The sequence below is a fragment of the Methylobacterium litchii genome (assembly GCF_038442315.1).
GTDB lineage: Bacteria > Pseudomonadota > Alphaproteobacteria > Rhizobiales > Beijerinckiaceae > Methylobacterium > Methylobacterium litchii.
In genome coordinates this window covers 516207-539514 of the sequence record NZ_JBBXMY010000001.1, presented here as the reverse complement: position 1 = coordinate 539514, position 23308 = coordinate 516207, and the positions used below count along the sequence as shown (strand labels likewise).

Below are 23308 nucleotides of genomic sequence, written 5' to 3'. Positions count from 1 at the left end.
TCACCGGGACAAGGCATGAACGCGGATGTGGAGCGGGTCAGGGATGCCCTGGCCGAACTGATCAAGGCGGCGCTGCTCTCGGACGACGCCAAGAGCCTCGCCTGCCGGGAGGAAGGGGCCGCGAGGCTGAAGGCGCTGGCCGCGAGCCCGCCGGACCCGGCCCATGTCCGAATCGACGGCGCCTGGACGCTCGCCATCCAGGAGGCCGAGTCGCCGGAGCTCGTTGACGAGGAGGGACAGGTGAACCTGACGCTGCCGCGCCAGTGCCCGTTCGCCCTCGCCGACCTGCTGGCACCGGGCTTCGACATCGATGGAGCGGTGGAGACCATCCGCAAGTCGGCCTCGACCGGCTGACGCGGCGACTTGACCGGAGCCAACCTGCGGCATCTGTTGACGAACACGGATGAGTCGTTGCCGTGCGCCGTCTGCGCCACCACCTTCGGGGGGAAGCGCGGGCCGCACGGCCTGCTTGCCCCTTCTCCAGATACGGCACGGATCTTTGGCACCCCGCACCCGCGCGAAGGCGGACACCGCCCTCCCCCAGACGCTCCCCACGCGCGAGCAGATCCTCGCCTTCGTCGCCGAATCAAAGGAACGCGTCGGCAAGCGCGAGATCGCCAAGGCCTTCGGCGTGAAGGGCGGCGCGGCGAAGATCGAGCTGAAGGCGATTCTCAAGGAGATCGAGGGCGAAGGCGCCTTGGAGCGCGGGCGCGGCGGCCTCGCGGAAGCCGGGCGCCTGCCGCCCGTCGTGCTGGCCGACATCCGCTCCCGCGACCGCCACGGCGATTTCCTCGCGGTGCCGGTGGAGTGGGCCGGCGAGGGCAAGCCGCCCTCCATCGTGCTGATGCCGGTGCGCGGCGGGCGGGGCGCCAAGCGCCCGGCGCCGGGCATCGGTGATCGCGCCTTGATCCGCGTCGAGCGCGACGCGGAGGGCGGCTATTCCGGCCGGATCGTCAAGGTCATCGGGAAGAACAAGGCCGAGATCATCGGCGTCTACCGGGCCGGCGCCCAGGGCGGGCGGATCGTGCCCGTCGAGAAGAAGGGCCAGGGCAAGGAGATCCTGATCCCGCCCGGCGAGGAGGGTGAGGCCCGCGACGGCGACCTCGTGAGCGTCACGCTCGAACGCGAGACCCGCTTCGGCCTGCCCAAGGGCCGTGTGAAGGAGCGGCTGGGGTCGCTCGGCTCCGAGAAGGCGGTGAGCCTGATCGCCCTGCACATCCACGGCATCCCGCACGTCTTCGCCGACGCGACGCTGGCCGAGGCCGACGCGGTGAAGCCCGCCACGCTGAAGGGCCGCGAGGATTGGCGCGACCGCCCTCTGCTGACCATCGACCCGCCCGACGCCAAGGACCACGACGACGCGGTGATGGCCGAGCCCGACGAGGACCCGACCAATGCTGGCGGCTTCGTCGTGACGGTCGCCATCGCGGATGTGGCGGCCTATGTCCGCCCCGGCACCAGCCTCGACCGGGAGGCTTTGGAGCGGGGCAACTCGGTCTACTTCCCCGACCGCGTCGTGCCGATGCTGCCGGAGCGCATCTCGAACGACCTGTGTTCGCTGCGCGAGGGCGAGGACCGCCCGGCGCTCGCCGTGCGCATGGTGATCGCCGCCGATGGGACGAAGCGCAAGCACACGTTCCACCGGGTGATGATGCGCTCGGCGGCGAAGCTCTCCTACGCGCTGGCCCAGGCCGCCATCGACGGCCATGGCGACGAGAAGACCGGGCCGCTCCTCGACAAGGCGCTCAAGCCCCTCTGGGCCGCCTACGCCGCCCTGCGAACGGCGCGCGACCGGCGCGGGCCGCTGGCCCTCGACCTGCCCGAGCGCAAGGTGCTGCTCACACCGGAGGGCGGCGTCGACCGGGTGATCGTGCCCCAACGCCTCGACGCCCACCGGCTGATCGAGGAGTTCATGATCCAGGCGAACGTCGCCGCCGCCGAGACTTTGGAAGCGGCCAAGCACCCGCTGATCTACCGTGTCCACGACGAGCCGGCCGTGGAGAAGGTGCGGGCGCTCGGTGAGGTGCTGGCTTCTGTCGGCATCAAGCTGCCGAAGGAGGGGGCGCTCCGGCCCGACCTGTTCAACCGCATCCTGCGCTCGGTGGCCGAGACGGAGCACGCGGTGTTCATCAACGAGGTCGTGCTGCGCTCGCAGGCCCAGGCGGTCTACGCCTCCGAGAACCTCGGCCATTTCGGCCTGAACCTGCGCCGCTACGCGCATTTCACCTCGCCGATCCGGCGCTATGCCGACCTCATCGTCCACCGGGCGCTGATCTCGGCCTGCAAGCTCGGATCGGGCGGGCTGTCCTCCGACGTGTCGGCGGGAGACCTCGCCGCCATCGGCGAGAGCATCTCCGCGACGGAGCGCCGGGCCATGGCCGCCGAGCGCGAGACCATCGACCGGCTCATCGCGGGCCATCTCGCGGACCGGGTCGGCGCGACCTTCGCCGGGCAGATCTCCGGCGTGACCCGGGCGGGCCTGTTCATCAAGCTCGACGAGACCGGGGCGGACGGCTTCGTGCCGATCTCGCAGCTCGGCGCCGACTACTTCCGCCATGAGGAGGGCCGCCACGCCCTCGTCGGCGAGCGCACGGGCGAGACCTTCCGCCTCGGCGACCGGGTGGAGGTGCGCCTCGTGGAGGCCGCGCCCGTGGCCGGGGCGCTGCGCTTCGAGTTGCTGAGCGAGGGCAGGAAGAGGGGCGGCGGCGGGACGAGCAAGGCCCCCGGACGGCCGTTCAAGGCGGCCCCGCCCGGACGCCCCTCCGGCATCCGCAACACCGGCACGCGCCATCGCGGCTCGCGCCGCTAAGTTCGTTGGGGAATGGATGAATGCCCACGACGCAGACGCCCGCCCGCACGGGGCTGATCCGCTCCCTGGCGCGCGGCTTCATCGGCCGCTGCCCCCATTGCGGGGAGGGTAAGCTGTTCGGCCGCTTCCTGAAGGTGCGGCCGCATTGCGAGGCGTGCGGCCTCGAACTGCACCACCACCGCGCCGACGACCTGCCGCCCTACGTGGTGATCTTCATCGTCGCCCACATCGTGGGCTACCTGATCCTAGAGACGGAGAGCGCGTACGACGTGCCGCTGTGGGTGGAGATGGGCGTCTGGCCGGTCTTCACCCTGGTGCTCGCCCTGGGGCTGCTGCAGCCCGTGAAGGGGGCGGTCGTCGGCCTGCAATACGCCCTTGGCATGCACGGCTTCGCCGCGCTACCGCAGGCCCGCCCCGCACCGGGGCCGGAGGAGACACGCCTTGCCCCAGCCGGACCCGGCGCCCCCGCAAGCCGCACCTGAGGCCCCTCGTCCGGCCGCGAGCCTGCGCCCCCGCGACGCCGCGACGATGATCGTCCTGGACCGGCGCGGGCGGGGCGGGCCGAAGGTGCTGATGGGCCGGCGCAACGCCCGCCTCGCCTTCATGCCCGGCAAGTTCGTGTTCCCCGGCGGCCGCATCGAACTCGGCGACCGCTCCATGGCCGTGGCCGGCGCCCTGCCCGATTACGCCGAGGCCGCCCTGGCCCGCCGCATCTCCCGCCCGCCGCACCATCTCGGCCGCGCCCTGGCGCTCGCCGCGATCCGCGAGACCTACGAGGAGACCGGCCTGATGCTCGGCACCGCCGAGTACGGCCCACCGGAGGACGTGCCGGAGGGCTGGGAGGCGTTTCAGCGGCACGGGGTGCTGCCTGACCTCGAAGCCCTGCACCTCGTCGCCCGCGCGATCACGCCGCCGAAGCGCGTGCGGAGGTTCGACACACGCTTCTTCGCCGTGGACCGCACCGGCGTCGCCGCCGAGGAAGCCGGCCGGGTGAGCGAGGACAGCGAGTTCACCGAACTCGCCTGGGTGCGCCTCGACGCGGCGCGCAAGCTCGACCTGCCCTTCATCACCCGCGCCATCCTCGACGAGTTGGAGGCGCAGATCGCCGTGGACTTCGCGCCCCACCGGCAGATCCCCTTCCATTACGAGCGCTACGGCCGCCGCGAGCGGGAGTTTTTGTGACAGAGTTCAACGGATCCGGCCCCGTCGCGGCGGCCGGAGGACGCGGCGGCTGGATGCCGACCGAGCGGGAGCGCGTCGCGGCCATCGCGGCGGCCATCGCCTGCGTCGCGGTGGTGGGCATCGGCCTCAGCCTGTCGATCCCGCTCCTCTCCCTGGAGATGGAGCGGCGGGGGGCGTCGAGCACGCTGATCGGCCTCAACACGGCGATGGCCGGGATCAGCAGCATCCTGGTCGTGCCCTTCGTGCCGCGCGTGGCGTCGCGGATCGGGGTCGTGCCGCTGCTGACCCTGTCGCTCGTCGTCTCGGCGGCGAGCCTCGTCGCCTTTCCGCTGCTTCCCGGTCTGTGGCCGTGGTTCCCCCTGCGCTTCGTGTTCTCGGCGGGGCTCGGGGCGCTGTTCGTCCTGTCGGAATACTGGATCAACGCGGCGGCGCCTCCGGAGCGGCGGGGCCTCGTCCTCGGCATCTACACGACCGTGCTGGCGCTGGGCTTCGCCACCGGGCCGGTGCTCATCACCCTCGTCGGCACGATGGGGCTCTGGCCCTACCTGACCGGCGCGCTCCTCGTGCTCGCCGGCCTCCTGCCCGTGCTCCTCGCGCGCGGCCTGTCGCCCGCCGTCGAGGGCGGGACCGGGCGCGGGGTGTTCGGCTATGTCCGCTTCGCCCCCGCCGCGCTTTGCGCTGCCCTGCTCTACGGCGCCGTCGAGACCGGCATCTTCGCGATCCTGCCCCTCTACGGGCTGCGCATCGGCTACGACGCGCAGGGGGCGGCGGGGCTCGTGAGCCTGATCGCGCTCGGCAACGTGCTGTTCCAGATCCCCTTCGGCTGGCTCGCCGACCGGTTCGACCGAACCCTCGTCCTCCTCGGCACCAGCCTCGGCTGCGCCGTGGGCTCGGCGCTGATCCCGGCGGCCTCCGGGTCCGCGACCGCCTTCGCGATCCTGCTGTTCCTCTGGGGCGGGCTCGCGGGCACGCTCTACACGGTGGGGCTCGCCGCCCTCGGCGCGCGGGTCTCGGCGGCGGATCTGGCGGGCGCCAACGCGACCTTCGTGGTGCTCTACAATGTCGGCCTGATCCTCGGGCCGCCGGTCATCGGCGGCGGGCTCGACCTGATCCCGCCGAACGGTTTCGCCTATGCCCTGCTCGGCCTGTTCCTGGCCTACGCCCTGCCCCTGGCGGGGACGCTGAGGCGGCGCTCCCCTTGACCTGACCGCCTCGATCGGGCATGCCACCCGCCGTATTCGGCCGGGCCTCCCCGGCCCTTTTGCGTTTCGCTCACGCGGCGGAATGCCACCCGCCCAGGAGCAACCGCCATGGCCAAGGCCGTCACCGTCAAGATCAAGCTCGTCTCCACCGCCGACACGGGCTACTTCTACGTCACCAAGAAGAACTCGCGGACGCAGACCGAGAAGCTGACGATGCGCAAGTACGACCCGGTCGCGCGCAAGCACGTCGACTTCAAGGAAAGCAAGATCAAGTAAGCGCACCTCTCTGCGCCGCACGACGGGCCGTCCCTCTGGGGCGGCCTTTTTGTTTGGCCTCAGGCGTCCGCCTCCTGCGCCATCGTCTGCGCAAGCTGCCGGGCCACCGAGACCAACGCCGTCACCATCGGCGTGGACGGCTCCCGCCGGGGTGCCACGAGGCCGATCGTGTGCACGACGTCGGGGGCGGTGATCGGGATCGCCTGCAGCCCCTCGATGGAGCCCAGCGCGTTGACCAGCACCGCCGGCATGATCGACGCCCAGCGCAGCGTGCGCACATGGCTCATCAGCACGATCATCGAGTTCGATTCGAGGGTCGCGGCGGGCTCGCCCCCGGCGGCGCGGATCTGCTGGTCGATGATCCGCCGGTTCTGCATGTTCGGCGTCAGCAGGCAGAGGGGCACTTGGCCGGTCTCGGCCCAGGTCACCGAGTCGCGCCCGTCATAGGGCCCGCCCGCCGCCGTCACGAAGCGATAGCGCTCCTGATAGAGCGGCACCGAGACGACGCGGCCCAGCGGCTCGTTGTCGAGATAGGTGAGGCCGGCATCGGCCTCCAGGTTCTCGATCAAGGAGAAGATGTCGGTCGAGGTCGCGGACTCGATCGTCAGCCGCACGTCCGGGTGGCGCTCCCGGTAGGGCGTGGTCAGCCGCGCGACCATCGGCAGGGCGGTGGGGATGGCGGCGATGCGCAAGTGGCCCGTGAGGCCCCGGCGCAGGCCGGTGACCTCCTCGTGCATGGCGCGGGCATCGGCCACGATCCGCCGCGCCCAGGCCAGCACCCGCTCGCCCTCCGGCGTGAAGCCCTGGAAGCGCGAGCCGCGCAGCACCAGCTGCACGCCGAACCGGTTCTCCAGCTGCTTCACCCCGGCCGAAAGCGTCTGCTGCGTGACGCCGCAGGCCTCGGCCGCGTGGCCGAAATGCTGCTCGCGGGCCAGCGCGAGCAGGAAGTCGAGCTTGTCGATCACGTCGTCATTCCCGGCCCCCGTTCCCCAGGGAGGTAAGCGCCCGCCCGCCCCGACACAATGCGGCGGGCGCCGGCCCCCTTACCGGAACAGGATCAAGGCCTTGGAGAGCGTGATGCCGATGCCCCAGAGGATCGGGATGCCGACCACCGCCCAGGCGAGCAGCGCGCCGAGGCTGAACCCGCCCCGGCCGATGCCGAACGAGCCCGAGGGCACCTGCCGCGTGCCGGGGGCGGCGCTCAACGCCGCCACCTCCGTATCCGCCATGAACCAGCGTCGGGCCAGGGGCCGGACGGCGAGGTTGCAGACGAAGCCGACCACGAGGAAGCCGGCCAGCACGTACATGGTCCGCCCGTAGAGGTCGGCGCCCTGTACGCCGGCGGCCGCCTGGATCTCGCGGATCTTCGTCACCACGAACGGCCCGACGATGCCCGCCGTCGACCACGCGGTGAGCAGCCGCCCGTGGATGGCACCTACGAACTGCGTGCCGAAGATGTCGGCGAGGTAGGCCGGGATGGTGGCGAAGCCGCCGCCATACATCGAGAGGATGACGCAGAAGATCGCTACGAACAGCGCCTGCGAGCCGGCCGTCGCGGCGGAGGGCGCGGCGGCGTAGAGCAGCGCGCCGAGGAGGAAGAACGTGGCGTAGGTGACCTTCCGGCCGATCCGGTCGGAGAGGGAGGCCCAGAAGAACCGGCCCAGGATGTTGAACAGGGACAGGAGCCCGACGAAGCCCGCCGCGATGGCCGCGACCTGCGCCTTCTGGCCGCCGTCGAGGGCGGCGAGCGCCGTACCCGGCTGTCCGATCAGCGCGCCGCCGAAGATCTCCTGCAGCATCGGGGAGGCCAGCGCCAGCACGCCAATGCCGGCCGAGACGTTGAGGCAGAGCACCAGCCAGATCATCCAGAACTGGAAGGTCTTGTGCGCGTCCCGCAGGTGGACGTGCCCGGCGGCGATCATCGCGTTGGTGGAGGCCGCCGGCGGCGTCCAGCCCTCCGGCTTCCAGCCGGCCGGCGGCACGCGGTAGCCGAAGGCGCCGGCCATCATGAACAGCAGGTAGCCCACGCCCATCACTGCCAGCGTCTGCCAGACGCCGGCCGTGTCGGGGGTGCGGAAGGTCTTGATGAGCAGGTCGGCGAGGGGCGAGCCGATCATCGCGCCGCCGCCGAAGCCCATGATCGCCATGCCGGTGGCCATGCCGCGCCGGTCGGGAAACCACTTGATGAGCGTCGAGACCGGGGAGATGTACCCCAGGCCCAGCCCGATGCCGCCGATCAGGCCCATGCCGAGCCAGACCAGCCAGAGCTGGTGGATGTAGACGCCGAGCGAGCCGAGGAGGAAGCCGCCGCCCCAGCACAGGGCCGCCACGAGCCCGGCCTTGCGCGGGCCGGCCCGTTCCAGCCAGCCGCCGAACAGGGCCGCCGACAGGCCGAGCACCACAATGCCGATGGAGAAGACGGTGACGAGATCGCTCACCCGCCAATCGCAGGTGGTGGTGAACAGGGCGGTCATCACGCCCATGTCGGGGCAGGCGGCGGCCGCCGGCTTGCCCACCGAGAGCGCGCGGCTCAGGGGCAGCCAGAACACCGACAGGCCGTAGGCCATGCCGATGCAAAGATGGATGGCGAGGGCGGCGGGGGGAACGAGCCAGCGGTTGAAGCCGGGCTTGGCGACGATGTGCTCTCGCGACAGGACGCCATGCGTCTCACCGGGCGCAACTGCACCCGCAACCCCAGTCGTCATGCGTCGCCTCCCGTAACAGCCTCGTTCAACGGGCCGTAATACGAAATGCACTTAGCGCACGGGCCAAGACGAGGCTAGTTCACGGATGACACCCCGAGGTTAATCCCACGGGGAAACCCGATCTTTGTCATCGCGCCGCCATCCATTGCATGGCGGCGCGTCGTTTCAACCGGCGTCGCTGGCGCCGTCACCGAGCTTCTGCGGATCGCGAGTGGCCGCGCGGATCGGGCTCTCGGCCACCGGCTCGTCGATCTGCATCGCCCGGCGGACGAGGATGTCCGCCTTCTCGCCGAAGCCCGGCAGGGCCGCTTCGAGCTTGTGGACCATCTTCGGCGTCCAGAACGCCTCGATGTGCTTGTGGATTCCCGCGACCGCCTCGTCGTCCGGGTAGGACCGGAAGAACGAGGCGATCTGGTTCGCCATGCGCAGGAGCTTGTCTTCCTGGGTCGCCGCCGCCATCGCGCCTTACTCCGCCGCTTCCTGTGCGATCCGCGTGAGGGAGAAGTCCTCCTCGTAGAACTTCGCCTGCCAGTCGGAGGGCCGGTTGGTCCGCCGCACCTGCACCGCCGTCACCTTGTATTCGGGGCAGTTGGTCGCCCAATCCGAATAGTCGGTGGTGATGACGTTGGCGCCGGTCTTGGCGTGGTGGAAGGTGGTGTAGACCACCCCCGGCTGCATCCGCTCGGACACGCTGGCCTTCAGGGCGATGTCGCCCGAACGGCTCTCCAGGGAGACGAGATCGCCGTCCACGATGCCGCGCAGCTCGGCGTCGAAGGGGTGGATCTCCAGCACGTCCTCCTCGTGCCAGCGCGAGTTCTCGGTGCGCCGGGTCTGCGCGCCGACATTGTACTGGGACAGGATGCGGCCCGTGGTGAGGATGAGCGGGAACTTCGCCCCCGTCCGCTCCTCGGTTGGCACGAACTCGGTGATCATGAACCGGCCCTTGCCGCGCACGAAGCGGTCCACGTGCATCATCGGGGTGCCGAGCGGCGCCCGCTCGTTGCACGGCCACTGGATCGAGCCCAGCTCATCGAGCTTGGCGTAGGACACGCCGGTGAAGCTCGGGGTGAGGCTCGCGATCTCGTCCATGATCTGCGACGGGTGATCGTAGTGCATCTCGTAGCCGAGCGCCTTGGCGAGCAGGATCGTGCCCTCCCAGTCGCCGTAGCCCCCCATCGGCGGCATCACCTTGCGCACGCGGCTGATGCGCCGCTCGGCGTTGGTGAAGGTGCCGTCCTTCTCGAGGAACGACGCGCCCGGCAGGAAGACGTGGGCGTATTTCGCCGTCTCGTTCAGGAAGATGTCCTGGATGACGATGCATTCCATCGCCATCAGGCCGGCGGTGACATGGTGCGTGTCGGGGTCCGACTGCGCGATGTCCTCGCCCTGGATGTACATGCCCTTGAACGCGCCCTCGACGGCCTCGTCCAGCATGTTGGTGATGCGCAGGCCCGGCGCGTTGTCGAGCTTGGCGCCCCACAGGGCCTCGAAGCTCTCGCGGGTGGCGTCGTCCGAGACGTGGCGGTAGCCGGTCAGCTCGTGCGGGAACGAGCCCATGTCGCAGGAGCCCTGCACGTTGTTCTGGCCGCGAAGCGGGTTCACGCCCGCGCCGAGCTTGCCGATGTTGCCGGTGGCCATGGCGATGTTGGCCATGCCCATGACCATCGTCGAGCCCTGGCTGTGCTCGGTGACGCCGAGGCCATAATAGATGCCGGCCGCGCCGCCCTGGGCGTAGAGCCGGGCCGCGCCGCGCACGGCCTGCGGGTCGAGGCCGGTGAACTGCTCCTGGCTCTCCGGCGAGTGCCGCTCCTCGGCGACGAAGCGCGCCCAGGATTCGAACTCCGGCAGGTCGCAGCGCTCGCGGACGTAAGCCTCGTCGATCAGGCCCTCGGTGACGATGACATGCGCCATCGAGTTGATGAAGGCGACGTTCGAGCCGGGCTTCAGCGGCAGGTGGAAATCGGCCTTGATGTGGGGCGACTTCACGAGGTCGATCTTGCGCGGATCGGCGACGATCAGCTTCGCGCCCTGGCGCAGGCGCTTCTTCATCCGCGAGCCGAAGACCGGGTGGCCGTCGGTCGGGTTGGCGCCGATCACGAGGATCACGTCGGAATGCTCGACGGACTTGAAGTCCTGCGTGCCGGCCGAGGTACCGAGCGTGGACATCAGGCCGTAGCCGGTCGGCGAGTGGCAGACGCGGGCGCAGGTGTCGACGTTATTGTTGCCGAAGGCGGCGCGGACCAGCTTCTGGACGAGGTAAGCTTCCTCGTTCGTGCAGCGCGACGAGGTGATGCCGCCGACCGAATCTTTTCCGTATTTCGCCTGGATGCGTTTGAACTCGCTTGCCGCCCGGCCGATCGCTTCGTCCCAAGAGACTTCGCGCCACGGATCCGTGATCTTCTCGCGGATCATCGGCTTGGTGATGCGGTCCTTGTGGGTGGCATAGCCGTAGGCGAAGCGGCCCTTGACGCAGCTATGGCCTTCATTGGCCTTGCCGCCCTTGTAGGGGACCATGCGCACCACGCGGGTGCCCTGCATCTCCGCCTTGAACGAGCAGCCGACGCCGCAATAGGCGCAGGTCGTGACCTCCGCGTGCTCGGGCTGGCCGAACTCGTGGATCGTCTTCTCCTGAAGGGTCGCGGTCGGGCAGGCCTGGACGCAGGCGCCGCAGGACACGCACTCCGATTCCATGAAGTTCGTCGGCCCGGCGGCGACGCGGCTGTCGAAGCCCCGGCCGGCGATGGTCAGCGCGAAGGTGCCCTGCACCTCCTCACAGGCGCGCACGCAGCGGTTGCAGACGATGCACTTCGACGGGTCGTAGGTGAAGTACGGGTTGGACTCGTCCTTCGGGAGGTACTTCTCGGCACTCGGCACGACGTGGTTGTCGCCCTCGTAGCCGTAGCGCACGTCGCGGAGGCCCACGACGCCGGCCATGTCCTGCAACTCGCAATCGCCGTTGGCGGCGCAGGTCAGGCAGGTCAGCGGGTGGTCGGAGATGTAGAGCTCCATCACCCCCTTGCGCATCTTGGCGAGCTTGTCGGTCTGCGTGCGCACGACCATGCCGTTCTCGGCCGGCGTGGTGCAGGAGGCCGGCGTGCCGCGACGGCCCTCGATCTCCACGAGGCAGAGGCGGCAGGAGCCGAACGGCTCCAGGCTGTCGGTGGCGCAGAGCTTGGGGATCTGCGTGCCGGCGGTCATGGCGGCGGCCATGACGGAGGTGCCGGCCGGGACCGTGACCTCCATGCCGTCGATGCTCAGGGTGACCGTCTGCTCGGCGACCCGGATCGGGGTGCCGTAGTCGATCTCTTTGATGAGGGCCATGGAAGCCTCCTCACTCAGCCGCCGCAGGCAGCGAGCCCGCGCGGCGAAAATCCTCGGGGAAGTGGGTGATGGCGCTCATCACGGGCATCGGCGTCAGGCCGCCCATGGCGCAGAGCGAGCCGTCGGTCATGACCTCGCAGAGGTCCTCGACGAGCTTGAGATTCGCCTCGGGCCGGATGCCGGCGATCACCTTGTCCATCGTCTCGACGCCGCGCGTCGCGCCGATGCGGCAGGGGGTGCACTTGCCGCACGACTCGGTGGCGCAGAACTCGAAGGCGAAGCGGGCCTGGGAGGCCATGTCGACGGTGTCGTCGAACACGACGATCCCGCCGTGGCCGACGAGGCCCTTCTTGGCCGCCATCGCCTCGTAATCGAGGGGCGTGTCGAGCAGGTGATCGGGGAAGTAGGCCCCGAGCGGCCCGCCGACCTGCACGGCCCGGACCGGACGGCCCGAGCGGGTGCCGCCGCCGTACTCCTGGATCACCTCGCGCAGGGTGATGCCGAAGGCGAGCTCGATCAGGCCGCCATGCTTGATGTTGCCGGCAAGCTGGATCGGCAGGGTGCCGAGCGAGCGGCCCATGCCGTAATCGGCATACGCCTTGGCGCCGTTCTCCAGGATCCACGGCACGGCCGTGAAGGTCATTACGTTGTTAACGAGCGTCGGCTTGCCGAGGAAGCCCTTGAGCGCCGGGATCGGGGGCTTGGCCCGCACGATGCCGCGCTTGCCCTCCAGGCTCTCCAGCAGCGAAGTCTCCTCGCCGCAGATATAGGCGCCGGCGCCGAGACGGACCTCCAGATGGAAGGTCTTGCCCGAGCCCAGGATGTTCTCGCCGAGCACCCCCGCCTTCACGCCGTTGGCGATGGCCTCCTTCAGCGTGTCGAAGGCCTGCGGATATTCGGAGCGCAGGTAGATGTAGCCCCGCGTCGCGCCGGTGGCGACGGCGGCGATGGTCATGCCCTCGATGAGGTTGAAGGGGTCGCCCTCCATCATCATCCGGTCGGCGAAGGTGCCGGAATCGCCCTCGTCGGCATTGCAGACCACGTATTTCTGGTCCGCCTTGGCTAGCATCACCGTGTTCCACTTGATGCCCGCCGGGAAGCCGGCGCCGCCGCGCCCGCGCAGGCCCGACTCGCGCACCGCCGTCACGATGCCCTCGGCATCGAGCTTCAGCGCCGCCTCGAGACCGCGATAGCCGCCATGGGCCCGGTAATCCTCGACGGAGACCGGATCGATCACGCCGCAGCGGTGGAAGGTCAGGCGCTGCTGCTTGGCGAGGAACGGGATTTTCTCGGGGTCGCCCAGGCGCAGGGCATGCTCGCCGCCGGTCGGGAGACCGCCATCGAGGAGGGCGTCGATGTCCTTGAGCGTCACCGGCCCGTAGGCGACGCGGCCCTCGGGCGTGGCCACCTCGACCATCGGCTCCAGCCAGAACAGGCCACGCGAGCCCGTACGGACGATGGTGACGTCGAGGCCGCGCCGCTCGGCGCCTGCGAACAGCGCGCGGGCCACCTTGTTGGCGCCGAGCCCGAGGGCCACGGCATCGCGGGGGACGTAAAGCGTGACGCTCACTGGCGTACCTCCGTCAGGGCGGCTTCCAGGGCGTCGGCGGTGAGATGCGCGACGGGCTCGCCATCGACCAGGGCCGCCGGGCCGTTGGCGCAGAGGCCGAGGCAATAGACAGGCTCCACCGTGGCGGAGCCGTCGGTGGCGGTACCGTGCCAGTCGCAGCCGAGACGGCCGAGGATTTCGCGGTGCAGGGAGTCCGAGCCCATCGCCTGGCAGGCCTCGGCCCGACAGAGCTTCACCTCGTGGCGGCCGGCGGCCGGCGCCTTGCGGAAGTCGTGGTAGAAGCTGACGCAGCCGAACACCTCGGCGTTCGACACGTTCAGGGCATCGGCGATCAGGGGGATCGCGCCGTGATCCACGTAGCCGAAGGTTTCCTGCAACGCGTGCAGGATCGGCAGCGTGGCGCCTTCGAGATGGCTGTGCTCGGCGATGATGCCCGAGGCCCGCTCGTGGCTCCAGGGCTCGTGACGCGGCATAGGTTTCCTGCCCAGTCTGTTCCTGTTCTAAGTCGAAGTGGAACAGAATTGCAGGTGCGCTTCAATCGCGCTGTCCGGTGGGCCGACAAAGGACGTCTGTTGAACTGTTACCTTGCGGGCGACCGATCTCCCCGTCCGCCCTCAGCGTGGGGCGGTGCTACCGAAACCTTTCGCCAGCGTTTGCAGCGGGCTGACAAGATCCTCGGTCACGGCGAACGGCTGTCGAGCTTGGCGCGAGACATGCAGAAAAGTGCCGGCCGTCAGAACTCCATGTCGAGTTCTTCGATCTCCTCCGGCTCTTGGGCGGCGGCTTCGGCCCACTCGATCATGAGCGGCCAGTGGAGGATCGTGTCGCGGTAGGCGGCGGCGCCCGGCGGCAGCGCCACGTCGTAGGTGCGGAAGCGGGTGCAGCCAGCCCCTTACGATTGCACAACGGTTTGATCGTAAGAAGGAACTGCAATGACGGGCATACCCATCAACACCGAACACGTCGCCTACTCATACATACGTATGAGCACGGAGCGACAGGTCACAGGCGACAGCCTGCGTCGCCAGTTGGACATGAGCCGCGAATGGGCTGAACGGCACAACGTCACGCTCGACGGCAGTCTGCGCGACATCGGCGTGAGCGCCTTCAAGGGGCGCAACCGTCGAGAGGGGGCGCTGGGTCGCTTTCTCGAAATGGTGGAACAGGGCACAGTGCGCAGAGGCTCCTACCTACTGGTAGAAAGCCTTGACCGGCTCAGCCGCGATCAGGTGCTGGAAGCGCTCAGCCTGTTCCTAGAAATCATCCGCTCAGGCATCACCATCGTCACGCTGGGTGACGATCAGGTGTACAGCCAAGAGACGGTGGGCAACGATTGGAGCAAACTGATCATCTCGCTCACCATCATGGCACGAGCCCATGAGGAGAGCCTGCGCAAAAGCCAGCGCATCCAAAAATCGTATGAAGCCCGGCGGGCCATGTACGCCGAGGGTGGCTACGCCTTCACCCTCATAACGCCGGGCTGGCTCACTGCCACCAAGGTGGGGCGAGGCAAGTACGAGTTTGCATTCAACGAGCATGCAGCCACGGTTCGCCGCATCTTCGACATGGCTGCCAACGGCATGGGTCAGAACGCCATCGCGCAAACGTTCAACCGCGAAGGCGTGCCCACCTTCAAGTCCACCAGTGACGGTTGGTTCGCTGGCATGGTGGGCCGGGTGCTCAACGGCCGGGACACACTTGGCGAGTTCCAGCCCAACAAGACGGGTCCCAAAAAGAAAGCCATTCCGGTGGGCGATCCCATCCAGGGCTATTTCCCTGCGGTGGTGACGCCAGAGGTGTGGGCCAAGGCACAGCAGCAAAAGCGACCCTACAAGGATACCGGCGGTCGCAAGGGCACGCTGTTTACCAACTTGCTGAGCGGGCTGGGCAAGTGCGAGCACTGCCGGGGCAGCATGACGGTGCAGAGCAACACCCGGCGCAACTTTTCGCCCTTCACCAAGCACTACATCACTTGCAGCAATCGCAAGCGGGGCAAGGGTTGCCCCGAGCATGCCCGGCTGTTCCACTACGACAAGATCGAAGCGGCCATCCTCGACAATGTGCGGGAGTTCCGACTGAGCGAAGTGCTACGGCAGCGGCAGATGGCCAATCCCGTGGATGCGCTGTTGGAGCAGATCGCCACCACCCGCAGCGAGATCGACAACATCGCCCGGCGTGAAGCGCGCTTGCTGGACCAGTTGGAGGAAACTGATGGTGACACCGCTGAAATCCGGCAGAGGCTCGCACAACGCAAAAGCCAGCGAGCGGACCTAGAAGCAGCACTGGTACAGTTGGAGCGGCAAAAGAGCGATGCCGAACTAACAGCGAGCAGTCAGGGCATCACTGAGGCAGATATCGCCCGCATGCGCGAGGAGTGGGCAACAGCCGACCAGAGCACCGCTTACATGCTGCGTGCCAAGGCCAACGCTGCCCTACGCACGTTTGTGGATGCGGTGACGTTCAACAGCAAGCACTACACGGTGACGGTGATCGTGATGAATGGCCTTCGTGCGTACAGGTTTGAGAACTACAAACTCACTGGCTCGTTCGACCTCACAGACCAGTTGGGTGACATCAAGTTGGGCAAGATCCCCACCAGGTCATTCACTGCGGACGGCAAAACAATTGACGCTGTTCCCGAAGAAGAAGCGCGGCTGAACAAACTGCTCAGCCGCTCGTAGCCCTACACGATTAGTGAAGCACTTGGGATCAAGCGCTAGAGCCAGCCAGCAATTGGCTGGCTCTGTCTTGTCCGAACGCTTGTACAAAGCCCGCCATCAGTTCCGCAAAATAGGGGTCCGCGTGGTCGAGGTACTGCGCATCCCTGAACATGTTCTGCTTGCGCGTGCTCTGCTTGGCTAGCACCGCCTCAATGATGTCGGCTTCCTCGTCCGTGCAGCGTACCCAGATGTCACGCTTGTAGGTGATCACCGGCACTGCGAGGCCGGGTAGGTCCACGATACTGAGCGTGGCCTCATCGAAGCCCTTCTGCTCGAACAAACGGTGGGGCTTCTCAATCGTGGGATCCACGCCCTTGATCACGATGATGCGCTCCTTGCCCACGGGCATCTGCTGCACGAGGGTGGCGCGAAGCACGCACTGGATCACAGCACCCCGGTCATCGGCCAGCACTGTAGCCAGCACGTCGTTGGGGTCGAACGCATCCGGCTTGTGGCTCCAATTCTCGTACCAGTCCAAGCCATCCGAGGTGCGCTGCATGAACAGCGCATCACCGGGAGCAAGTTCTGGCCGCGTCGCTGGGGTGTAAAAATCGAAATCGCCTAGAATTTCAATGCTAGTATAATCGCTCATTCAAATACCTCAAACATAACCGCAGGCGTACCAGTTGCCGTTGCTGTCGCTCATCTGCAATTGGCGACCGCGACCGCCGGTGGCGTAACCGCTAGCATTGTTGCTCTGTAGACCGGTGATCACGCCACCGCCCCAAGGTTCAGCCATGTCTCGACCGTAGTTACCGCAGTTGAGGTCACCCACGTATGCCAGTCGGGCGCTCTTGTTGTTGATGCGGGCTGTTGCAGTGTTCAGTCGGTCATCGGCAAATGCTTGGCCGCGTGTCTCAATACGGGTGTTGATGTCACCCATCTGCGCGCTCCACAGGCTGCCGTCAGTACGCACTGAAAAGCGAGCGCCATTGTCTACGTAACTTACGCTCCATTCGTTGTTGCCGGTGTTGTGCCACATCCTCCACGAGAAATCGGTGTGGCCGTAGGGAACGTTCGTAAAGTCGATGTAGGCGAAACCGTTGCCATCGCGGTTGGTCAACTGCAACTGCGGATAACCGTAATCGATATACAGCGGACCCGTCATGGTGTCGCCACCCTTGAACACGCGATCAGCACGAGCATTGTTGGCAGTGTTGTTGATGTATGTGGCTAGATCACCCAACTGCTGGGTACTAACTGTACCATCACCGCCGATGCTGAGGTGCGACTGTCCGCCCTGATCCATCCAGTGCAGTCGGCCATCTTCGCGCACATGCCACAGGCCGCGCTTGATGCCAGGATAGTGCAAGATCAGCGCAGCGTAATTCTTGCGGATTTCGAGATCGCCGCTCATGATGTCGCCAGTCTTGGCAACTCGTTCATTTGCTCGGGCAACGGCAAAATCACTGGCACGGTTCTCAATGCGGCTGTTGAGGTCGCCAAACTGCTTGGTCCATACCGCGCCATCATCGCCAACGCGGAAAATCCAATCGCCACCCTTGCCGAGGAAGCCGATGAGACCACTGTTGTTGTGGACGTAACGAGTGCCCTCGTCAGTGTCGCGCATCTCAATATACGAGGCGGGCTGGTTCTCACCGACGATCACACGGCCACTTGTATAGAGATCACTATTGAAGCGACCTCCACCCGCCGACGTGTAAAAGCCATCTGAGTTCCAGAATGAATACTTGTATCCGGCACTGCTCGTGCCGGTACGGACTACAACATTGTTGATATTTTGATCGCCGTAGATGAAGCCTTCGCTGTTGCCGAGAGACACGCCATTAAAGCGAACGTTTGTGTTGAGGTCGGCCTTGGTGCTGGGATTGAAGTTACCGGGATACCAGACATCAGCACCGTTCACGCGCGGCGCAGCCTTGGTATCCCATCGGCCAGCGCGAGCATCGTAAACGCCGTTGATCGAGCCGTCGTAAGTGGAGATGCCCAGACCGTTCCACAGCAACATACGCACGTTGTGGGTTGCATACGTGGCAGCGTCACCATTGCCGTTCTGGAAACTGTTTGTACCAGCGCCAATAAGATTGAGACTGCCACCCATTGTGATCGATGGCGCGAACACATTGCCGTTAAAGTTCGCACCCGCTAGATCGGCTTTAGTTGCGGGATTAAAGTTTCCAGTGGTCCACACAGTGCCGGGAGCAGCAGCGCTGAGCGTGAAGTCCCTGGTTGCACCATCGCTGGGCCGCACCATGCGGAACAGCCAGTCGTCACCACCGCCAACGTTCTTGCTAGAATAGATTTTCTTCTGACGGAATGTGGTTGCGGGGGCGCTGGTGTCCTCTAGAGCCAGCACGCTATCGCTGGCCTTCTGGATGCTCACGTCGTCGGTAAAGAAGCGCGTGCCCACGGGCTGGTGCAAGAAGTTGTTGCCGCTAACAACCACGCTGACTACCTGACCGGATACGATCTCGTTGGCTGCCATCGCAGTGCCATCAGCACGCAGGATGGCGCGAGTTCCGAGGCCATTGATGTTGAGCGTGGGTGCAGCCGTGTTGGTGAAGTTGGCAAAGAACCTATAGATTTCACCAGTAGTGTAGCCTTCGGGCGGCTGCGCATACGTGAGCACGTAAGCGTTTGCGCTGCCCGTGCTGGTGGTCATCACATTGCTTCGATCGAACGAGCGCTTGACTGCACCCATCAATGCGCGAACCACACCGCCTACCTGACTGGGCAGAATGCCGCTGGGGAAGCCTGCGGGGCTGGGCTGTGTGTTGCTGCTGTCGGCTTCACTCCAACTGGAGTTTGTTAGATCTGCCATCTTTCACCATCGTTCTTATTGTTGGAGGCTCCGCTATTTATCGCTGGGCCTCATATTCGTTCACTTGCGCTTGTTGTCCTTGAGGTGCGCGTTCTCAATCTTGCGTGCCAGTTCGGTTACGCTCTCACGGAATGCTGCACCCAAGCCGGGCGAAGCCGCATAGTCGAGCAAGCCATCAATGGTCTTCTGCACGCCGTTGCGCTGCATCTGCGCACGGGGAAGATTGGCGATAGCACTCACCACCCTGGGGCTGGTGAGCAGCATGTCTGCACCCTTGGTTGCCACCAGCGTACCTGCGCCCGTAGCGATGTTACCCAAGGCCAGCGCGGCTTTGCCGGTGGCCACTGCACCGCCGATTGCTCCGATGCCTGCCAGTCCAGCCTTCACAGTTTCGAGGTTGCTGGTGTTGCTGCCGTTCACGCTCTTGCCATAGCGCTTCATCTGCGCAGCCACGCGAGCCAGTCGGTCGAGGTCGGCGCGGTATGCCTCGTTGGCAGTGCCATCGAACATGGCGCTCTTGGCCTCCGCACTCATCTTGTTCCAGTTTTTGAGGAACGAGGTGGCAGAGAAACCATCCGTGCTTTCGCCCATGCGCTGCACGGTAGCAGCAGTGAACTGGTCCCACGCTTCGCTGCCCTGGCCCTGAACGATCTGCCTGCGGGCAGCAGCGATCCTGTTGCCGCCGCTGTCGCTGCCTTTGAGCATGTTGGCGAGAACGCCCTCGTCCACCTGAGCCTTGGTGATGGGTGCTAGGTTCTCTCGCACGTTGGTGGGCGAACCCTTGGCCATACCAGCGCGGTAGGCGGCATCAGCCTCGTTCCAGGCTGCACGAGCACCATTGCCCGCTGCATCAGCGGTTGCGCCCATCTCCGCTGTGAGTGCGTCGTACATGCGACCGAGATAGCCGCGCTCGGCTGCGTTGGTGCTGTCGGCCTGCATGCGACCCACCTGGGTGCGAGCGGCTTTGATACTATCGAAGGTGCTGCCGTTCACTACGTCTTCGCCCAGCGCACGCACTCGACGCATGGCGTGGGCAAGTTCGCTGCCGTGGGTCTCACGACCGAACGACGTGATACTGCTGCTCTCGTTGGCCAGTTCACGGCCGAGGTTGGCAATGTGGCTGCCCTGAACCGGAGTGTTGCCAGTGAGAGCGCTCACGTTGGAGTAGTGCTGGTCGGCGCTGTCGAAAAAGCGCTGCTCGGCTTCACCGGCTGCCTGCTTGAGCGCGTTGCCCACTTCCTGGGTGGTGCCGGGCACTGCATTGGGGTTGGTGCTCGATGCGATGCCGCTCACGATGCGGTCGCTCTCTGCTGCCATGCGGGCGGCTGCATTCTCACCCGCTTTGCTCACCTGACTGCCCAACACGGGCACAGCGCTCACGGCGCGTTCTAGGTACTGGGTAGGAGCGTTGCCGGTAGCCATGCCCACTGTGGGCTCGATGCCAATAGCGCGAAGGTCTGTGGCTGCATCCGTGGTGGCCTGCTTGCCGAAGCCCAGCGTGCCACCAGCGGCCTTGAGGCCCTTGAGTGCTGCCTGTCCCACACCTTCGCCAACGCCATTGGCTGCTGCGGTGATCGCTGCATCCGTCAGTTGCTCGCCGGTCGATCGAGTGTCCGTGTTGCCGTAGTACCAGTTGATGCCACGCTGGGCTGCTTCGCGAGCGGCTGTGCCGCCTGTGGCTGCACCTGCCATCGCACCGGGGACAGCGCCAACACCACCGGCCAGACCACCGAGCGCACCACCACCTGCCGCACCAGCAGCACCACCGATCATCTCAGCGAACATGGGTGCAGCACCGGCAATGTCACCCAGCGATGGGATCCAGCCCTTGTTGTTGAACTTCTGCCAGTCGCCCTTGTCATTCTGATAGATGAAGTTGTCGCCGTCGTAGGATTGCGCGGTGGGATAGTGTTTGCGCAAGGCGGTCAACTGATCCTCGGGCTTGCTCAGTGCCTCCACCTCAAACCGCAACGCGGCGGGTGCTTCGGCTGCATCATCGAAGTGATAGCGAGCAGAGGGGGTCATTGGCGCTGGCGCTGCATCCGGGGATGCGTGCTGCACGGTGCTGGGCGTAGCAAAGCCCGCATAGGGGTTGGGGCTTTCACTCTGGGTTTGCGCTGGCTGCTGCGGTGCAGCCTGTGCCGTGGGGGTGGCAAAGCCCGCATAAGGGTTGCCCGCACTGCCGGGAGTGCTGCCAATAACACCGGCTGTTTGCACGGGAGCGGCAGCAGTAGCAGCCTGGACGGGTGCAGCAGCAGCGGCGGGAGCCGCAGGCATAGCGCTGGCGAGAGCACGAGCAGTGAGTGCGTCGGCTTGGCCTTTGTCGGCTGAGGCCAACTGAGCCAGTGGCTTGTCTGCTTCACTAGTAGTGGAGCCACCAAATCCACCGAGGGCGATCATGCCAGCGAGCGGGCTTGGACCCATATCGAAGCCGCTGTTGGCTACGATGTCGCGAGTACTAGCATTGCCACCTCGACCGCCACGAGTGGCAGGCTCAGCCGGTGCAGCGGCAACCTGACTGCTGATGGCTGCCATCTGCTCGGGGGTGATAGCGCCCATCTGACGAGCGAACGAGAGGCCATTGCCCAAGCGGATACGGCTCTGGCCAGCCGCATCAGCGGGAACCTCATACTGGCGGGTCCAGATGTTGTTGCCCGCGTTTACGTCGTCACCAGCGGCCAGCAGGCTCTTGAGGACGTGCCTGTGGCTGCCCTGTAGTTCGTTGCCGATATGCGCAACCTGGGCGCGTGCGTCGGTCCAGGGCGTACCCATGCCCGCTGCGGTGTTCTTGAGGGCAGTTGCACGGCTTTGGTTCCACTGACCCATGCCAATGCTGTCCGAGCCATCGCTACCATCGCCACGATTGATGGCTGCGGTATTCAGGCCTTTGCCGCTCTCACCCATGAGCGAGCCAACAGCACCCGCAGCAGTACCGGGGGCCACACCCAAAGAGAGCAACTGCTGATACACGAGTACTGCGGTGCTGTTGATTTCGCTTGCCATTCTTAGCGTGGCCTTTCAGTGTTTTCTTATAGTTAGTCGACCGAATAAATTCTGCCGTCCAATCCCTTGAACTGATCGCCCTTCTTGAGCGAGCGCAACTTGGGATCGTTTGGCGCATAGGTGGGCAACTGCGGAGCACCACCACCCAGCGCGGGTGGGGTGGCCGGTGCAGCACCACCACCAAGGGCGGTAGCCTTCTGCGCTGCCTCCTGAGCGGCCTTCTCAGCCGCCAGTTCCGCAGGGCTCTTCCAAGCCCCGTGCAGTTCCGAGATGTCCGGGATCACCTTGGTGGGATCGACACCACCAATGGTGCCTGCAAGCGTGCGCTGGTTGTCGCGCTGCTTCTCGTATGTCTGGCGCTGATCCTGGTACTTGCCATCCATGTTCTTGAGGATCTTGATCTTGTTGTCCTCGCTCATGCCGCCGCCGTTGGCTGCCTGATTGATGGCAGCCACGAGGCTTTCAGGCATGCTCTGCGTGCGCGTGCTGAGCGAGTTGATTTCGTTCTGGCTTACAACCGAACCCGGATCGTTGAGTTTGTACCAGTCCAGCACCAACTGAACCGTGCCAAGGCCGCTGTTGTCCTTGTAAGCACGATCAAAGCCTGCGCGGATGTTGCTGGCCGCCAGGAACTTCTTGTTGTAATCGCTTTGGTTCCACGAATTGTTCATGTCCTTGGCGCGGTCATCGAACGTCTTCTTGTCGCCGCTTGCGTCCTTGGCTGCCTGCTCCTTCATGCGCAGACCACTCTCGTAATCCGCCATGGTCATCTTGCCGGGCATTTCGCCAGCGCTCTTGCCAGCAGCCTCAGCCTGCGCAACCTGACCCTTGCCAGCCGCGTAGCCGGGCACGGCACTCAGTGTGCCATCGGGCATGAGAACCTGACCGTTGTTGAAGGCGTGCTTCTCCAACGCGATTGCCTGATCGGCATAGGTCTGAGCCTGCGTGTCGTAGCCCGCTGCACGGTACTGACGGGCCATGTCGTTCAACTGCTTGATGCGGGCCATGAGTACCGTACCGGTGTCCATGGGAGCGCCAGACACCGCCGGGGCAGCAGGAGCCTGCGCAGGAGCGCCAGGACCAGCCGGAGCGGCCTGGGGTGCAGCAGGGGCAGCGCCTGGGGGTTTGGGCTGTCCTGGGGCAGCCTGGGCGTTTCCTGACTGCGGCTGCTGCACACCCGGAGGCAAGATGTTGAGGGGCTGACCGGTGGGCGCAGGAGCCTGACCGGGCACGGCAGGTGTGCCAGGAGCGGGCTGACCGGGAGCGCCAGGAGCACCGGGCGTGGTGCTGAGCACGCTGCCACCAGTACCCAGCGGGTTAACAGTGCCGTTGAGAGCCGCACGGGCAGCAGCCTGGGCCTGCAACTGAGCCGCCTGCACGCCGTGCAGCGAGGTGTTGGCCTGTAGGTTGCCAATCTGGGCACGGGTGTAAGCGCGCTTGAGCGCGTCGTCGGCGCTGCCGCTGTAACTCTTACCGAACGCGCTCATTCCATCGCCGAGCGCACCCAGCATGTTGTTGGGGGTGTACGAGGGGCCACCTGCCTTCATCATGCTACCGCCGAGGGCGATGAGGCCCTGACCCAAGCGAGCGCGCTTCTCCGGGTCATTGAGACCCAGCATGCTGAGGAAACCGCCTTGGCCTGCATCCGGCGATGCGCCAGTGCCAGCAGCCGGGCCAGTGCCGGGGGCAGCACCAGTGCCGCCACCCAAGCCGAGAATGTCGAGTAGTCCCATGGAGT

At 66.1% G+C, this 23308-nt stretch carries 17 protein-coding genes and 1 pseudogene; 7 read left to right on the top strand and 11 right to left on the bottom strand.

The features are described 5' to 3' along the window. Window positions 1–15 precede the first annotated feature (15 nt). From AAHF99_RS02790 to rpmG, 6 genes are all read left to right on the top strand, one after another. Window positions 16–354 (top strand): hypothetical protein, encoded by a 339-nt coding sequence (locus AAHF99_RS02790; RefSeq protein ID WP_342162568.1) that lies wholly within the window; start codon window positions 16–18, stop codon window positions 352–354. 145 nt (window positions 355–499) lie between these two features. Then, on the top strand, window positions 500–2809 hold the full coding sequence (gene rnr, locus AAHF99_RS02785) for a ribonuclease R (protein WP_342162567.1): 2310 nt from the start codon (window positions 500–502) through the stop codon (window positions 2807–2809). Between the two features lie 20 nt (window positions 2810–2829). Further along, window positions 2830–3291: a DUF983 domain-containing protein gene (locus tag AAHF99_RS02780; protein ID WP_342162566.1), complete on the top strand. Its 462-nt coding sequence runs from the start codon at window positions 2830–2832 to the stop codon at window positions 3289–3291. Beyond that, window positions 3251–3991: an NUDIX hydrolase gene (locus AAHF99_RS02775; protein WP_342162565.1), complete on the top strand. Its 741-nt coding sequence runs from the start codon at window positions 3251–3253 to the stop codon at window positions 3989–3991. The genes AAHF99_RS02780 and AAHF99_RS02775 overlap by 41 nt, the downstream gene beginning before the upstream one ends. 53 nt (window positions 3992–4044) lie before the next feature. Beyond that, window positions 4045–5193 (top strand): MFS transporter, encoded by a 1149-nt coding sequence (locus tag AAHF99_RS02770; protein WP_342162869.1) that lies wholly within the window; start codon window positions 4045–4047, stop codon window positions 5191–5193. Window positions 5194–5301: 108 nt separating this feature from the next. Further along, a complete protein-coding gene (rpmG, locus tag AAHF99_RS02765) occupies window positions 5302–5469 on the top strand; it encodes a 50S ribosomal protein L33 (protein WP_238252163.1) in 168 nt (55 codons plus the stop codon). Window positions 5470–5528: 59 nt separating this feature from the next. On the opposite strand, the gene AAHF99_RS02760 is transcribed toward rpmG, so the two are convergent. The 7 genes and pseudogenes from AAHF99_RS02760 to AAHF99_RS02730 form a co-directional block, all read right to left on the bottom strand. Then, entirely contained in the window at window positions 5529–6434 is a 906-nt protein-coding gene (locus AAHF99_RS02760; protein ID WP_243959146.1) for a LysR family transcriptional regulator, read from the bottom strand. A 78-nt stretch (window positions 6435–6512) separates the two neighbouring features. Next, on the bottom strand, window positions 6513–8174 hold the full coding sequence (locus AAHF99_RS02755) for an OFA family MFS transporter (RefSeq protein WP_342162564.1): 1662 nt from the start codon (window positions 8172–8174) through the stop codon (window positions 6513–6515). 165 nt (window positions 8175–8339) lie between these two features. After that, window positions 8340–8633: a formate dehydrogenase subunit delta gene (locus AAHF99_RS02750; RefSeq protein ID WP_342162563.1), complete on the bottom strand. Its 294-nt coding sequence runs from the start codon at window positions 8631–8633 to the stop codon at window positions 8340–8342. A gap of 6 nt (window positions 8634–8639) precedes the next feature. Continuing rightward, window positions 8640–11495 (bottom strand): formate dehydrogenase subunit alpha, encoded by a 2856-nt coding sequence (gene fdhF, locus AAHF99_RS02745; RefSeq protein WP_342162562.1) that lies wholly within the window; start codon window positions 11493–11495, stop codon window positions 8640–8642. A 10-nt stretch (window positions 11496–11505) separates the two neighbouring features. Continuing rightward, window positions 11506–13065: a formate dehydrogenase beta subunit gene (locus AAHF99_RS02740; RefSeq protein ID WP_342162561.1), complete on the bottom strand. Its 1560-nt coding sequence runs from the start codon at window positions 13063–13065 to the stop codon at window positions 11506–11508. Next, window positions 13062–13538 carry a formate dehydrogenase subunit gamma gene (locus AAHF99_RS02735; protein WP_243959157.1) on the bottom strand — a complete coding sequence of 159 codons (477 nt, stop codon included), beginning with the start codon at window positions 13536–13538 and terminating at the stop codon, window positions 13062–13064. The genes AAHF99_RS02740 and AAHF99_RS02735 overlap by 4 nt, the downstream gene beginning before the upstream one ends. Window positions 13539–13798: 260 nt before the next feature. After that, window positions 13799–13948, bottom strand: a pseudogene (locus AAHF99_RS02730) (glutathione S-transferase); the annotation flags it as partial. Between the two features lie 49 nt (window positions 13949–13997). Here AAHF99_RS02730 and AAHF99_RS02725 point away from each other — a divergent pair. Further along, window positions 13998–15746 (top strand): recombinase family protein, encoded by a 1749-nt coding sequence (locus tag AAHF99_RS02725; protein WP_342162560.1) that lies wholly within the window; start codon window positions 13998–14000, stop codon window positions 15744–15746. Window positions 15747–15774: 28 nt separating this feature from the next. Here the strand turns inward: AAHF99_RS02725 and AAHF99_RS02720 are convergent, their stop codons facing one another. From AAHF99_RS02720 to AAHF99_RS02705, 4 genes are read right to left on the bottom strand one after another with little or no spacing between them, the layout of a single operon-like run. Further along, the gene (locus AAHF99_RS02720) at window positions 15775–16377 is read right to left on the bottom strand and encodes a hypothetical protein (protein ID WP_342162559.1); all 603 of its coding nucleotides are present in this window, start codon (window positions 16375–16377) and stop codon (window positions 15775–15777) included. 9 nt (window positions 16378–16386) lie between these two features. After that, window positions 16387–18567, bottom strand: a complete 2181-nt coding sequence (locus tag AAHF99_RS02715; RefSeq protein WP_342162558.1) for a hypothetical protein — start codon at window positions 18565–18567, stop codon at window positions 16387–16389. A 60-nt stretch (window positions 18568–18627) separates the two neighbouring features. Then, a complete protein-coding gene (locus AAHF99_RS02710; protein WP_342162557.1) occupies window positions 18628–21570 on the bottom strand; it encodes a phage tail tip lysozyme in 2943 nt (980 codons plus the stop codon). A 32-nt stretch (window positions 21571–21602) separates the two neighbouring features. Further along, window positions 21603–23303 carry a hypothetical protein gene (locus AAHF99_RS02705; protein ID WP_342162556.1) on the bottom strand — a complete coding sequence of 567 codons (1701 nt, stop codon included), beginning with the start codon at window positions 23301–23303 and terminating at the stop codon, window positions 21603–21605. Window positions 23304–23308: the final 5 nt, after the last annotated feature.